This window comes from Yoonia sp. GPGPB17, assembly GCF_037892195.1.
Classification (GTDB): Bacteria; Pseudomonadota; Alphaproteobacteria; order Rhodobacterales; family Rhodobacteraceae; genus Yoonia.
In genome coordinates, this window is the sequence record NZ_JATACI010000005.1 from 61,969 (window position 1) to 76,327 (window position 14,359).

A 14,359-nucleotide genomic window follows, 5' to 3' on the forward strand; every position below is an offset into this window, starting at 1 on the left:
CAAACTGCAGCAGCAAAAGTCCTGCAGGGCCAGAAGCACCCGAGTGCGGCATCCGCGTTTTGGAAGTCATTACATCCGACATAACAAGTGTCCTTTGAGAGGTTTGATTTGGTGTCATGGGTGTTGGATAGGACCCGCCAGATGGCGGGTTATTGATCTGGGGTAAGATCAGAAGGGCGGCAGACCCTCGGACGCGCGCGCCAGCGTGAAGAGCGTGAGCCCTGCCCAGCCGCCCGCGAGCGGGAGCGTGAGCAGTGCGACAAGCGACGATGGCAAAATGGCGAGCAGGATCAGCGCCGCAATGGGTAGGGCCTGCATCGCGTGCACGCCTAAAAAGTGAGAGATGCGATAGTCGCCCCCGCTTAGGGACCATCCGGTCAGAGGCATAAAGGGACCAGAGGCCGGATCGACGCCCACGAATGGCCCACCGTTGGCCCCAATGGCTCCCCCGGTTTGCCCGCCAAGCCAGCCCGCGAGAATGAAGCCGAGCGCAAGCGCAAACGGCAGCGGGTTTTCCGCAATGCCCGAGAGCCCGGCGCGCAGCGCGGCAACGGCGAGCGCAACGCCCAAGAGCAGCGGAACCGCGACCAGGACCCCTGCGCCCGCGGCCATAATCGTGCCGCCAATGGCGTCAAAGGCCGTGGCATCGTTGAAATGCGAGCGAACGCCGCGTCCGGCCTGCAGCGAGAGAAACAGCGCTTCGTAGATGATCACGGCTCCAAAGGTGACTAGGCCGATTTTGGTGACGATGTGCGTTTGCCAGGCCTCGGGAAGAAACCGCGCGGCGATCAAAACGGTGATCCCGTGAACCGCCAGCGAGAGGTGAAACTTGAGCGGCTTCAGCCAAAGTGTTTCCTCGTCCAGCACACGACGGTCAAAGCCAAGAAGGAGCAAGGTTATTGGTATGGCAATGAGGCAGAGTAGGATTGCGCTTCGCAACAAAGGCGGGTCGGACGGATAAGTCAGTGTCAGCATAAGGTGTCTCCGGTGCAGCAAACCGACGAAAGGGCCGGATGTGATGCACCAGAGCTATCGCCCTGAAGGACACTGCTCATTGACTTGGGGTAAGAACTTCAAAGACGTGAGCTAACAAGTTCGCTGTTGCTGAGAGTGATCATTTGATCTCAGTCGGCTGTCTGACGTCAGCGCTTATGGGTCCAAATAGGGTCATTTGCTAAGAGAGTGTTTGTTGCTCATCGTAGCCACCGAGGATTGGACGATGAGAAAGACAACGAAGAGCCCTGGCGAGAAGACTGTCAAAGACATCAAGCGCGAAACACGCAAGCAATATTCCAGCGAAGAGAAAATCCGGATCGTGCTGGATGGGCTGCGCGGCGAGGACAGTATTGCGGAACTGTGCCGTTCCCACTGCCCGGCAGTCGAAACGGAGTTTCGATAAGAGGGGCGAAGGCATATCCCAGAGCCTATATTACAAATGGTCCAAGGACTTCATGGAGGCGGGAAAGAAGCGTCTGGCCGGGGACACAGTGCGGGCTGCGAACAGTGATGAGGTCAGAGAGCTGCGCCGTGAGGCAAAGGACCTCAAGGAAGTTGTCGCGGAACAGACGCTTGAACTGCGGCTTCTCAAAAAAAGCATGCTCGGGAATGGGGACGACCGCGCATGAGGTATCCTGCATCGGAGAAGCTGGAGATCATCCGGTTGGTCGAAGACAGTCATCTGTCCGCGCGTCGGACATTGGCCAAGCTGGGCATTCCCCGCGCCACATTCTACCGCTGGTATGATCGATATTTGCGGCCCGGTGAAGCTGGGTTGCAGGATCAATCTCCCAAGCCAAAGTACGTCTGGAACTGTGTTCCAGAAGATGTGAAGCGCAAGGTCGTCAAGCTGGCGTTGCATGAGACGGAACTGTCACCACATGAGTTGGCTGTCACATTTACGGACCGGGAGCGCTATTTTGTCTCGGAATCCACAGTCTATCGCACGCCCAAAGCCCATGATCTGATCACCAGTCCGGCGTTCATCGTCCTGAAAGCGGTCGATGAGTTCCAACATAAGACGACGGCCATCAACCAGCTGTGGCAGAAAGAATTCACCTATATCAAGGTCATTGGCTGGGGTTGGTTCTATCGCAGCACGGTTCTCGACGATTACAGCCGCTACATCATCTCTTGGAAGCTCTGCACGATCATGCGGGCTGAAGACGTGACGGACACGTTGGACCGACCGTGCCTGCGCCATGGACGCGCCTGCATGGAGCGCGAAACGGGGCTAGTGCAGCGCGGAGTACAGCACCAACCCGGTGATCGAGACATAAACGCGGCCCACTCGGCCACCAGTCGCGCCGGATCCTGTCGCTCCAGATCGGCCAAAACGTCAGGCCGTTCAAGCAGCACCCAGTGCCCGCATCCGTCCAGCCTGATCACACGCCCGCCGATCTGGTCCGCCTCGGTAGGGTCAATGAGGATATCATTCTGCCCCCACACCGTCGTCAGCTCACGGCGTCCGGCCAACCGCGCGAGATCATCGCTGACGCCCTCAAAGAACTTCGGCTTGGTGAGTCTGCGATTAAACGCCAACAAGGAGCGGCGGGCGCTACCGGTCAGGCCTGCGTACATCGACCTGATTTGATCATCGCGCACGCTGGGGAAGTCTTTGCCAAATGCGAAGCGGAACGCCGGACCGATGGGCGCCGCCATGAAAAGCGGACCCGGTACGGGCGAGGCCCAGACCTTGGTGATCCCGACCCATTCATGATCCGCTGACAGGACCGTGTTGGACACGATCAAACGCCGCGCCGGGTTCGGGTAGGCCCGGACCGTGTGGTGCCCGAGGCTGCGCTCGTCGCGGCGCGAATTGCCAACGGCGGTATGATCGAAACGGGATATGCTGAACTCCTTTGCTTAAGTTCAGCCAGTTCAACACGGACGGGTCAGCGCTCCTAAATCGCCCGGCTACGCGGTAACGATAATGGGACGCATTATCACTGAAGCCGTCGTTTAGGTCTCGCGCATGTGGGACCGCATTGCGGACAAACCGGACTTTGGCCTTTTCAAAACGAAAGGCTGCTTTGCACGCTTTGCGACATCAGCGAAAAACAGCAACGACGAAAAGTGGAAGCTCGCTGCACTCGCTTTTAATTAAACAGTACTTTTCCAAAGCAGATGGGGTGGATAGCTCCCGCTCCCGGCGTCGCAATGCGCCATAGTGCAGGTGTCATATCTGCGATTAGAGGAGCCACCCCATGCAAGTTACCACTGTCGGCCTGGATTTGGCCAAGAATGTCTTCCATGTTGACGGCGTTACCGAGGACGGCGAAATCGCGTTCAATAGACCTTTATGTCGTGCTCAGGTGTTGGCGTTCTTTGAGCGGCTGAACCCATGTCTGGTTGGCGTTGAGGCCTGCGCGTCGAGCCACCACTGGGCACGCGAACTCTTGAAGCCGGGTCATACCGTCCGGTTGATGCCGCCGATGTATGTCAAACCTTACGTGAAGCGTGGCAAGTCTGATGCGATTGACGCAGAAGCCATCTGCGAGGCGGTGACGCGGCCAACGATGCGATTCGTCGAGATAAAGTCTGAAGACCAGCAGGCGCTCTTGTCGCTGCACCGGGCAAGAGACTTCGTGGTCCGCCAGCGCACCCAGCTGATCAACATGCTGCGCAGCCTAGCGGCGGAGTTCGGTGTCACCATTGCACGCGGCGTCGCCAGGGTCATAGATTTTGCGAAAGGGATCATTGAGGGCGGTCACCCAGAGCTCCCCGAGCTTGCCAAAGACGTCCTTCGAGTTCTCAGCCGACAACTTGTCGACCTACACAACCGGCTCGGCTGGTATGAGATCACGATGCGCATTCAGGCACGACTCAGCAGGCAGGCGCAGCTCCTTGCAGACCATTCCAGGCGATGGACCGGTCACAGCATCTGCTGTTGCAGCAACGATTGGATCAGGCCACCAGTTCCGGAGTGGCCGTGAGTTTGTTGCCTGGTTAGGGCTTACGCCACGAAACCATTCTAGCGGCGGCAAGGAACGATTGGGCAAGATCACGAAGATGGGCGACAGATACCTGCGTCAACTGATTGTGGTCGGCATGACGCCACGCGTCCGGCAGGTTGCAAATCATCCAGAGCGCGCCGATTCATGGCTTGCGGACTTGTTGCAACGAAAACCCGCCCGCCTTGCGACTGTGGCCATGGCGAACAAAACGGCTCGGATCATGTGGGCCGTGCTAACCAAAAACGAACCCTACTGACCGCATGCCGCATGAACCGGAACGGAACAACGAGATAGCAAGACCAACGATGTGATGGTGTACCCTTCAACCGCAACGATCAGGACACTCCGCCGAATGTCCCGGGCGATGCTGCCCGCAAAGCAGTTAGGAACCTGATCTGCGGATCCCATCAGGGCCAGCGGTAATCACCGCGCAAATAGGCCGGACACAAGACCGCTTCTGAATTGGTGCACACAGTCTCATTTAACCCTTGCTATGCGGGCGCCATCCACACAAGACATTTCGATGGAGCCGAACCGGAGAAATCGCGTGTACCACTCGTGCCAATGTCCTGTTCGTCTTAGACAGAAACTAGCACGAGAAGGGCAACCAAAGCTGCTATGAGCGGTTAATCACTCCGTCTGCGCCAGGGTGCAAAAGCTGGCACCAAAGACCACGCAATCAGCACTGCAAAGTACGCGCTCTCCGGCAATTGGTCGAAGCGATTCAGAGCAAGGACACCGCTGATCATCAGCACATGAGCGATTAGTCCCCAGGCGAAACTTGCCGCAATGATCATGAGGGGCGGCTTTGAGATACGCCCTAGCCAAACGTAAGCCCCAATGCCCACTGGAAGAAATAGCACTACGCCGGTCAGCAAGCCTGGATTGTAACTTCCCGCGATAAGGGCTGCTCCGATGTGGCTTATCGCGTTCAAGACCACGATTGAGGCCATGCAGAGCGCGGCAAACACGTGCTGCGAGCCGCGCCAGATCGCCAGGGCGCCCACAAGCCATACCAAGGATGTGTTGATCACAAAGACCGATGTATCGGACATGAATTCTTGCACATCTGAATGTCCCAAAAGACCCGACAGGAATTCGTTGAGGTTCGGTTTGAAGGCATAGGTCCGCCCGTAGATGTCGACCCAATGCTCTTCGAATTGATGGATGATGTAGGCCACCAGCAAGGCGAGCGAGACGCCCCGGGCGTCCAATCGTCTTGATCTGTCTGAAAAGCTGGCGGCTACCAAGACCAGGAACGGGGCCATGAACGTTCCGACTTTCATCCAGTTTTGTGTGAGAAAGTCGTGCTGTCCCAGTGGGATCCACAGCAAGGCGAACGCCAGGACCAGCGCCATAAGTGATCTACTGTCGTTCATTTACCTGTCCGGGAAATACGCCTGGCCAGGGCAAGGAGGATCAGCAGAAATACCCCAACGAGCGAAAACAAGAACATGTTAGAATCCAAGCCGAGCACAGTTTGCGCATAGCCATTTTCATCGACCAACGCCCCGCCGTATGTCGGACCGAAAACCATCGCGACCCAGAAGCCCGCCAAAAAGATCAGGCCAAAGGCGATGGGTAGAAACACGTCGTCGCGCACCCAAATCAGAAACAGTGCAATCAAAGCGATGCCTGCGGCGAAAGCGAGGAACCAAGCGCCGTGAAAACGGGCGTGTTCGCTCCACAATGGGTTGAACAGGTGGGTCTCGTTCAGGTCGGCGATCGCAGGAACTAACCCATAGAAGACGGTGATGACGGTGACGGCTATCTTTAGGAAGATTTTCAAAACGGGTTGGCTCTTTTGTTCTGTTGAAACTGCCTTCGGGTTCCTAAGCCTGCTGACGTCAAAAACCCGCATCTTCTGTCAGCTTCGCTATCAGCTTGGCTTGAACACTGACGTCCTGAGCGAGGCTTGGGAGAGGCTTCACCTTGCCATTAGTGATGTAGATGCCGGTTTGGCTGCGATAGCTGTCCGTTTGAGCCGCATAGATCATTTTCGCCGCTTGTTTATCCGGAGACTTGAAGAGCAGCGGCACAAGCAATTTCAAAATGCCTGGCATCGCATCGCTGGTTTTAGTCATCGGGGTCACGACCGGACCTGGGCAAACAGATCTGATCATGATCCCCTCGACCTCCAATTCGGATGCCATCGCGGTTCCCATGGTCGTCAGCGCCAATTTAGTTGTCGCATAGGCTCCCGTAAGACCGCCGATGTCCATGGGATCCGACAGGGTGGCGGTGTCGAGAGACTTCGCCGCGTTGTGGGCTGAAGAGGTTGTGTTAACTATCATGGATTTCGCACCAGCGTCTTGGTTCCGCAGGGCCGGGCGCAACCCTTGTGTAATGACGTACGGGGCCAAGGTGTTGACGGCATAGTTGGACTCATGACCTTGCACGCTCATCACCCGCTCCGAGGTCAGAACGCCTGAGTTGTTGAAGAGCAGGTCGAGCTTGGGATGCATGCTAACAATGGTCTGGGCCGCAGCTTTGATCTGCTCGACATCCATCAAATCTGCGGTAACGGTATCCACTTCGATACTCGGATGGTCCGCTTGTAGGTCCGCCTTTTGCGCCTGCGCTTTGGTGTCATTCCGGTTGACTAGAACAAGGTGCCAACCGGATGCAGCGAGCTGGTCAGCGATTGCCCCACCAATGCCGCCCGTTGATCCTGTGATGACTGCAATCCATTTCTCATCCATGGCGTTTTTCCTTTTTATTAGCGTCGAAGATCAAGCCAGCAGGCCAGCGACAGCTTGTTCGATGCCGTCGCGGTCTTCGTCACGGATGAGCGTGCTGCCGTCCCAAGCATCGGCCCAGTTTCCAACCCCGTATTTGCCTTTGATATCCATGCCAAAGAACGGCGCGGTATACTCTTGCGTCTGCAGGACATTTGCGCCAAGCCCGGCGTCCGGGGCTTGCTGCCAAAAGAACGAACGGCTTGTCCTGCCAGACCTTCTGGTCGATCCGGCTCATCCAGTCGTAGATGTTCTTCCAGGCCGCAGTGACAAAGCCGTTGTATTCGGCGAATGAAACGATAAGCGCGTCGGCAGTTCCAATCTCATTAAAGAGCCTTTGCGCCAGCGGATGTATCCCATCGGCGTTTTGCCGTTCCGGGGAATAAATTGGCATTTCATAGTCGTTGATATCGACGAACGTCACTTCCGCGGGCGGATGCAGTGCTTGGAGCCGCTGTGCTGCATAGCCGACCAATGCTCGGTTTATGGATGTGGTGCTGTTTGATGCAGCGAACGCGAGAACTTTCATTGTGGATCCTTTACCTAATGGCGCGCAGCTTATCTTTCAGCTGCGTCGCCTCAATGTCCTAATAAGCGCATTGGCTGCGCATTTTTGCGAAATTGAGAGACTTAACTTGCAGAGTTGGATGCATAAATGCGACCCTGAGAGGCGCATGATGGATCTTTGGACCGAAATATATACAGCCTATCGCTTGGCGACGGCGGGTACAGTCAGCAAGGCTGCGTTGGAGCTGGGTGTGCACCGCGCCACGGTCAATCGCCACATCGACGCGCTTGAAGCCGCACTTGGGACGCGTCTGTTTTTGCGTCATCGCCGGGGGTACGAGTTGACCGATGCGGGACAAGAGTTTCTGGCCGTGGCGGAGCGTTCCCACGAAATGCTCGAGGACTTTTTTGCACGTATGCACGTCCAAAAGGCCGATGTGGCCGGAGAGGTCATTGTCACCACGCTCTTTCCGCTCACAGATTTTATCCTGCCAGCCATTTTGGACTTTCGGCGTCGTCACCCAAGGACCCGGGTCACGGTCACGACCGGAAACAAACTTCTGAGTTTGGAGCGCGCCGAGGCGCATGTGGCGTTGCGGGTGGGCGCCAAGCCGACGCATGACGATTATGTGGTTCAACCCTTTTGCACGCTGGATTTCGCGCTCTTCGCGAATCCCGATTACATCGAGCAGTATGGGAGGCCGGATTTGCTGGATCTTTCGGGTCATTGGTTCGTTGGCAATCCGGTGCAAGACAGTGCCGCCCCTTTTGAGGCGTGGCTGGCTAAGAACATAAACCCCGAACAAATCGTCCTGAAATCAAGCAACGCAAAGGTCCTCGAAACCGCTGTGCGCGATGGGGCCGGAATTGGCTTTATTCCAGTATCGGTTGCTGAACGTGCGGGTGGATTGGAGCAAGTTTCACCCGCGCTTCCTGAATGGACGGTCAAGAGCTGGCTGGTGACCCATGTTGATGTGCACCGCTCGGACAAAGTCCAAGCGATGCTCACCCATCTGAAGTCGATCCTCACTTAAGCCCCCGGCCGGAACGGCAGGCGAGCCAGCCAAGGTTCTGGTGCCTGACCAGAAGGACGGTCGAAGAGAACACCAGGTCGGTTACCGGCCAAGTCTTCCAAGCTGTCTTCGATTGTCAGGCTGTACGTTTCCGCCTTCCAAGCCGCGCGCGGTATGAATTCCCAGCCTGCTTCGTTGGGACTCAATCCGATTTGCCCAGGGACAATCGATCCTGCGGCATCAAGTACGCGTAGCCGAAACGCGAGAGACAGGTGGTCGTGTGGACTGCCAAGATTGACCCTTAAAGTGTCGCGCGACCCAAGCGTTGGTGTATTCAGCACCCACTCGCCGGGATCTGGTGGATCCAAGTCTGGCGGTCCCACCTGAAACGCAACGGTCGTGTTTTGGCCCAACACACAGCCCTCGACGTCCATCGACCCACCTGAAACTTCAAGCGTGTAAGAGTGACCAGACCTAAGAGCACGACCCATGGCCTCGTTCGCTTCCAATCCTGTTTTCACACGGCCTGGGTCCATCAACACCGTCAGGCGGCGGCGGTCTTGGGACCAAAGGTCTTCTCTCGTGGGAAGGAACACCCCATCCATTGGCGTGCCATCGGCGTCGAACAAACGAATGTCTGATAACCCAGCGGACGCCGCCATGGTGCGGGGATAGTAGACGTACACGCGCAACAAGTTTTCTGGCAAAACCTGTGCCGTGGGGTAGATGTCCACGCGTCCAGCCTCCGGCGCGGGGCATGACGCAACTGCAGTCGTCGCCCCGCCAAACAGGGCGACGACGAGGCCAAATCGAAACGTCACTGGCGAACTTGCCCTGGAAAGCCTTCGTCCACTTTCAGCATGTTCTGGAACATGCGGACGCCGGACGACATTTCATCGTCGGCATAGGCGTAGTCCGGGAAGTTATACTCGCTGATAAAGTCGCTCAGACGGAAGAACGACCCCTTGCGGAACGACACAAGCTCCATGGCGCCAGTGTCCAGATCGCGGCGCAATGCGAGCAGAAATTGACCATCTTGGTCCGCCATATGCACGACACCTGACAGCGGCAGTGGCACGGTTTGCACACCCGATGTAGCCCCCAGATAAGGGACTGGTTCCGCAATGCCGGGACCCGACGCTGCACCCGTCAGGTTTTCTAATGTGATCAGATCCGCGTCCATTTCGCGGTTCACCACCAACACATAGTTAGAAACCTCGCCCTGAAAGTTGGCGGCCGAGAACGAAATCACATCAAGAGGCGTGTTGCCGTAGCCAAGTTCCGCGATCGTTTTGCCGGTTACATGGGCGCCATCGGCCAAATCACCTACTGGGATCGTTACCAGCGGCGTACAGGTATAGGCTGCAACGGCGGTTGATGTGCCGTCAATGTCCACAACGGCCATAGCCCGGATTGGGGCTCGCGTTTCGTTTTGGTTATGTGCGGCATGATAGATTTCGATGCTGGTGGACGTGGCGCTGCCGTCAAAGGGAAACGGCACCCGGCGCAGGGTCGATGCAAACTCCCCCGTTGAAACACCCGACACGAAAAGCTCGCCGTTGGCGTAGTCCAGGTCTGTGAACGTCAAAGACGGCGCGGGAATATCGCGCCAGAAGGTAACACCCGCATCCGCGGTGTTCTGAAGTGTGAACTTGGAAGACGGGTATGCGTCTAGGTCCAGCACGCGCACGCTGCCATCGCGAGTAATGGCAAAAATTGCACCCGTTTCGACGCCATTGACGGTGGTAGTCGCAGATACGAACGCCTCTCGCGTTGCTGGGTGTACGGCCAAATCGCTGTAAATAACGCGACCGATGGCACCCATCGCATCGGCCACCAGTTTATCGACGTCGAGAAGGTTGAATGCAGTATCTTGTTCAGGGGCCTCCCCACGAGACGGCAGGGTATAGGCGTGGATTGCGCCACTGGCGGAATCTGCAACAAAAAGAGTATTGTCAGGTCCGAATTCAAGAATGCCGAAGGATTGAGGCATGTCAGCTACCGCGGCACCTGCGGTCAACGCCAAGGCAGCAACGGCTAAAAGGGATTTACGTAAGTACATATTGGGCTCCTCGTGTGATGGGGTGGAGATCGCAGATTGCGGATCGCGGTGCAGAGATGAGAAACGCTGCGCGTGTGCGAGACAACAGGCCCAAACGCGCAGCGGATGCGCGTTTGGAGACGTAAGCCTTCAGGCTCGATGCATCAGACAAAGCCCAGCCGGGCCATAAAGAGAGCGAGCCTCGCGCGGTCGATCCAAAACATAACGCCGCAAAGGACAGCCAGGACGAGTGCCGGAACCGCAGATGGGCCGATAACAAAGACGTGGAAAAGCGCCCCGCAGACCATCGTTGCAAAGAGCATGCTACTCCCCAGAACACTTAGAGCAGGGACCCAGAGCATTGTTGCGGCCCCCAGTTCCACAAATGCCGTGAGGTAGCGGAACCATTGTCCCCAGCCAATCGCGTCGAAGGTCTCGACCATCATGCCGAAGCCGATCAATTTCGCGCCGCCGCATGGGCTACAAAAATCACGGTGACAAGCACCCGAAGTGCCATGAAAACGTAGGGCATCGGCGACCTCAATTCTTCGCGGGAAACTGGAAGTTCACCGGGTGCGAGAAGACCATGTCTGGTCGGTTGGCATTGCCGCTGGTGAAAAGCTCTCGGGCAAGGTCCGCCACCATGTGGGGATCTTCTGCGTGCAGGAAGTGGTTCGCCGCGACCAAGGCAACACGGGCATCTGGCAGCAGATTCTGCCGATGTCATGTACTCTTCCGCCTTTTGTCCGGGGTCGTCTGTGCCCTGGACCAAAAGGACCGGCATCGTCATCTTTGGAATGACGTTTTCCATCCTGAACGCGAGCTCGATGTCAAAGCTGGTGCCCTGAAAGGTCCGCGCGGCCGCCTCTGGGGTACCAGGAAAGCCGAACTCCCAATTCAGGCGCTGAAGAAACCGCTCTGGAAAGTGAACGGAACCATAATTGCTCGAATAGGCTGTGCCAGCGAGGTTTTCTTGGCTTTGAAACTCAACCGAAGCCATCGCGGCGTGAGGGGGGCGCGGCAAACCGTGCGGCTTGTCGAAAGACTGCTGCATGCGGACATAGGCCGAAACACGGTTGCTCATGTCGTCTATCGCGAGGAGGTTTTCGCTGACAATCGTGCCTCGATCGTGGCTGATTAAATTGAATGCCTTGACCCCAATTTTGTCGAGCAAAGCCACCAGACTCCCTGCTGCGCCTGCATAACTCACGTCGATCTCAGGGCCTTTGTCGGACTGACCATAGCCCAGCACATCAACCGCAATCACGTAGTACTCATCTGATAGGAGAGCCATGACCTCGGCGTTGGCCCACCATGTGTCGGGGTAGCCATGGACCATCAGCACGACCTCATCCGCCGGGTCACCCGCAGTCACGAAGTGCCAGACCGGCCCATCCGCTTCCACAAACCAATGCGTACCAAACGTGCCAAACCCGAGGTACTCGATTTCGCCATGTTGGCTTACCTTCAGAGTTTGCGGAGTGGCTTCAGGATAGCGGCTGTTCTCATCGGCAATCCGCGCCAGGGGATAAGGTTTGTACGAGAACTCCTCCCAGGTTAGCTCGTCCCCCTCGGCGATGGCTGAGCTAAGCCACAGAGAGACTCATGAGCAGGGCAACTGCAGTTCCAGTGAACGTTTGTCTGAAAAATCGGCGGTTCGCGGACATCGATCATCTCCTTGCTTTTGGGTGGACACAATCAAGTTAGCGACAACTTCAATAATTGATCCAATTGATATTTCCTATAGACCCCATTGCTATGAGGAATGTTCGGAATACCGATTTAAACCTGCTTGTGGTGTTTGACGCCGTCATGGCTGAGCGCAGCGTGACCAAAGCCGGAGAACGGATTGGCCTTGCGCAACCCTCGATGAGCAATGCACTTTCTCGGCTCCGCGCCCTCTTTGACGATGATCTCTTTGTGCGAACACCCAGAGGTATGATGCCGACACAGGTCGCGCTAGATGCCGCAGATCACGTGCGGGCCGCAATCATCGCAGCGGAAGATGCGATCAGCGTTGCGACGGCTTTCGATCCTCGGACACACGAAGGCAAGATTACGCTTCTCACGAGCGATTTGATGGAGTTAACGGTGGTGCCGGATATTGTCCGCGCGCTACGCAATCTGGCGGCAGGCATCCGTCTTAAAACACTTGGACTGGTCCGAGGTCAGATTGCCGACGAGTTGGATGCTGGGCACGCAGACGTGGCGCTTTCCCCGATTTCCAACACTCCGACGCGGTTTCATCATCAGGTCCTGTGTGAGGAGCCCTTTGCAGGCATCGCAAGGTTCGATCATCCCATCTTGGATGGACCTGTCACACTCGACAGCTTCTTAGCGCATAAACACGCTCTTCTTTCCCACCGATCAGATGGAAAAGGCATTATTGATGAGGTGTTGGCGTCCAAGGGCCTGACCCGCGATGTGGCGGTAAGCGTGTCCAACTTTGCGACGCTCCCACCACTTGTTGTGGAGACAAATGTAATTGCGGTCTTGCCGCGGCGTTTAGCAGCGAAGGCGGACAAGGAGCTTCCGGTCACAATGCTCGAACTGCCGTTTGAGGTGCCAACAGTCCAGTCGAAGCTGATTTGGGGGCGCTCTGCAGACCGATCGGCTATTCAGACTTGGTTCAGAAGACTTGTCGCCGATATTGTTGTCGGCGATGGCAGCGAACGGCGGCTCTAGCGGGGCTGCGCCGCAGCATTGAGAGAGACGGGCGAACGTCCGGTCAGGGCCGCTCGTGCAAAGGCCAATGGCGGCTTTACGCGTTTCACTGCCTTTTGAACACGGCGCAGCATTTTGAGGTGCCCCTAGTTTCCTAGACATCTGCCTTCTTCAGTTTGCGCTGTCTGTTCTCATAGTCATCGGGCGACAGCATGCCGTTGTTCGTGTGCTTGCGCTTCGGGTTGTAGAACAGCTCGATGTACTCAAAGACGTTTTGCAGCGCGTCCTCACGTGTCCGGTTTTTCCGGCGCCTGACCTTTTCCCGCTTCAGAAGTTGAAAGAAGCTCTCAGCGAGAGCGTTGTCGTGGCAGTTGGCTCGACGGCTCATCGAATGTTCGAGATTGTGCTCGCGCAGGAATGCGGCCCATTCACGGCTGGCGAACTGGGCTCCTTGATCAGAATGGATCAGTAGGCCAGGCCCGGGCTTTCTTCGCCAGATTGCCATCAACAACGCCTGCACGGCGAGTTCTGATGTCTGGCGAGATTGGACAGCCCAACCGACAACACGCCTTGAGAACAGGTCGATGACCGCGCAGAGATACGCGAACCCTTCGTGTGTTCGCAAATACGTAATGTCCGTCACCCAAACGCGATCCGGTGCATCGACACCAAATTGTCGATCCAGCGAATTGTCCACAACGACCGAGGGCTTGCCGCCATAGACGCCAGGCTTTTTCTTGTATCCGATCTGCGTTTGAATGCCTGCAATCCGAGCCAGACGTGCGACACGGTTCTCTGAGACGGCCTCGCCCATATCGATTAGGTCGTCATAGATTTTGCGATAGCCATAGACCTTGCCGCTGTCTTTCCAGGCCTTCTTCACCAGCTTGATCTAACGCCGATCTTCCTGTGCACGCAGGCTTAACGGTTCTTTAACCCATGCATAGAAACCACTGGGATGAACCCTCAGCACTCTGCAGAGAACACGGAAAGGATGCAACTCGCGATGCGCGTCGATGAACGCGTACCTCACTTTGCATCCCTGGCGAAGTACGCGGTGGCCTTTTTTAAGATGTCGCGCTCCTCGGTCACGCGCGCCAGTTCTTTCTTGAGCCGCCTGACCTCTTCTGCCTGATCAGTCACGCGCTGTGGCTTCGAAAACTGCGCCATCCAAGTGTACAAAGACTTGGTGCTGATTCCGAGCCGTTCAGCCATGTCTTTGACCGAATAGCCGCGCTGCGTGACCTGCGCCACCGCGTCGATCTTGAACGCATTTGAATAGCGAATTTGCCCTGACACTTGCATCGTCCTTTGCTTCCAAAATTACCAAGCAAAGCGTCTACAAATCTAGAGGCACCTCATTTTGCACTTAGGGCTGATTTTGTTGAAAAAGCCGCTGTTTTCGGCAGGCTTGTTTGAGGCATCGATTTGATTTCGTTCAAT

11 protein-coding genes and 3 pseudogenes are annotated in these 14,359 nt (G+C 56.5%); 4 read left to right on the plus strand and 10 right to left on the minus strand.

All coding sequences use genetic code 11. The annotated features are described in order from the left end of the window. Positions 1–168: 168 nt before the first annotated feature. Positions 169–975 carry a hypothetical protein gene (locus QTO30_RS21680; RefSeq protein ID WP_340426269.1) on the minus strand — a complete coding sequence of 269 codons (807 nt, stop codon included), beginning with the start codon at positions 973–975 and terminating at the stop codon, positions 169–171. Positions 976–1,219: 244 nt separating this feature from the next. Here QTO30_RS21680 and QTO30_RS21685 point away from each other — a divergent pair. Both QTO30_RS21685 and QTO30_RS21690 read left to right on the plus strand, forming a co-directional pair. Then, positions 1,220–2,182: pseudogene (locus QTO30_RS21685) on the plus strand (helix-turn-helix domain-containing protein); the annotation flags it as partial. A 1,021-nt stretch (positions 2,183–3,203) separates the two neighbouring features. Continuing rightward, positions 3,204–4,209: pseudogene (locus tag QTO30_RS21690) on the plus strand (IS110 family transposase). A 370-nt stretch (positions 4,210–4,579) separates the two neighbouring features. On the opposite strand, the gene QTO30_RS21695 reads toward QTO30_RS21690, so the two are convergent. The 4 genes from QTO30_RS21695 to QTO30_RS21710 form a co-directional block, all read right to left on the minus strand. Continuing rightward, entirely contained in the window at positions 4,580–5,332 is a 753-nt protein-coding gene (locus QTO30_RS21695; protein WP_340426270.1) for an HXXEE domain-containing protein, read from the minus strand. Further along, positions 5,329–5,814, minus strand: a complete 486-nt coding sequence (locus QTO30_RS21700) for a DUF6640 family protein (RefSeq protein WP_340426271.1) — start codon at positions 5,812–5,814, stop codon at positions 5,329–5,331. The genes QTO30_RS21695 and QTO30_RS21700 overlap by 4 nt, the downstream gene beginning before the upstream one ends. After that, positions 5,801–6,655 carry an SDR family NAD(P)-dependent oxidoreductase gene (locus tag QTO30_RS21705; RefSeq protein WP_340426273.1) on the minus strand — a complete coding sequence of 285 codons (855 nt, stop codon included), beginning with the start codon at positions 6,653–6,655 and terminating at the stop codon, positions 5,801–5,803. Before QTO30_RS21705 ends, QTO30_RS21700 begins: the two co-directional genes overlap by 14 nt. Before the next feature lie 79 nt (positions 6,656–6,734). Beyond that, complete coding sequence (locus QTO30_RS21710; protein ID WP_340426274.1) at positions 6,735–7,220, minus strand: NADPH-dependent FMN reductase; 486 nt, start codon at positions 7,218–7,220, stop codon at positions 6,735–6,737. Positions 7,221–7,365: 145 nt separating this feature from the next. On the opposite strand from QTO30_RS21710, the gene QTO30_RS21715 reads away from it, so the two are divergent. Further along, positions 7,366–8,232, plus strand: coding sequence for a LysR family transcriptional regulator (locus QTO30_RS21715; RefSeq protein WP_340426275.1), 867 nt, complete (start codon positions 7,366–7,368; stop codon positions 8,230–8,232). Here the strand turns inward: QTO30_RS21715 and QTO30_RS21720 are convergent. The 4 genes from QTO30_RS21720 to QTO30_RS21735 form a co-directional block, all read right to left on the minus strand. Beyond that, a complete protein-coding gene (locus tag QTO30_RS21720) occupies positions 8,229–8,945 on the minus strand; it encodes a hypothetical protein (protein WP_340426276.1) in 717 nt (238 codons plus the stop codon). The two genes, QTO30_RS21715 and QTO30_RS21720, sit on opposite strands and share 4 nt — an antisense overlap. Before the next feature lie 83 nt (positions 8,946–9,028). Then, on the minus strand, positions 9,029–10,273 hold the full coding sequence (locus QTO30_RS21725; RefSeq protein ID WP_340426277.1) for a hypothetical protein: 1,245 nt from the start codon (positions 10,271–10,273) through the stop codon (positions 9,029–9,031). 143 nt (positions 10,274–10,416) lie between these two features. Then, positions 10,417–10,698 (minus strand): DoxX family protein, encoded by a 282-nt coding sequence (locus QTO30_RS21730; protein WP_340426278.1) that lies wholly within the window; start codon positions 10,696–10,698, stop codon positions 10,417–10,419. A gap of 11 nt (positions 10,699–10,709) precedes the next feature. Next, positions 10,710–11,657, minus strand: coding sequence for an alpha/beta fold hydrolase (locus tag QTO30_RS21735; protein WP_340426279.1), 948 nt, complete (start codon positions 11,655–11,657; stop codon positions 10,710–10,712). A 353-nt stretch (positions 11,658–12,010) separates the two neighbouring features. Here QTO30_RS21735 and QTO30_RS21740 point away from each other — a divergent pair, with 353 nt between their 5' ends. After that, positions 12,011–12,937, plus strand: a complete 927-nt coding sequence (locus tag QTO30_RS21740) for a LysR family transcriptional regulator (protein WP_340426280.1) — start codon at positions 12,011–12,013, stop codon at positions 12,935–12,937. Positions 12,938–13,070: 133 nt separating this feature from the next. Here the strand turns inward: QTO30_RS21740 and QTO30_RS21745 are convergent. Further along, positions 13,071–14,221: pseudogene (locus tag QTO30_RS21745) on the minus strand (IS3 family transposase). Positions 14,222–14,359: the final 138 nt, after the last annotated feature.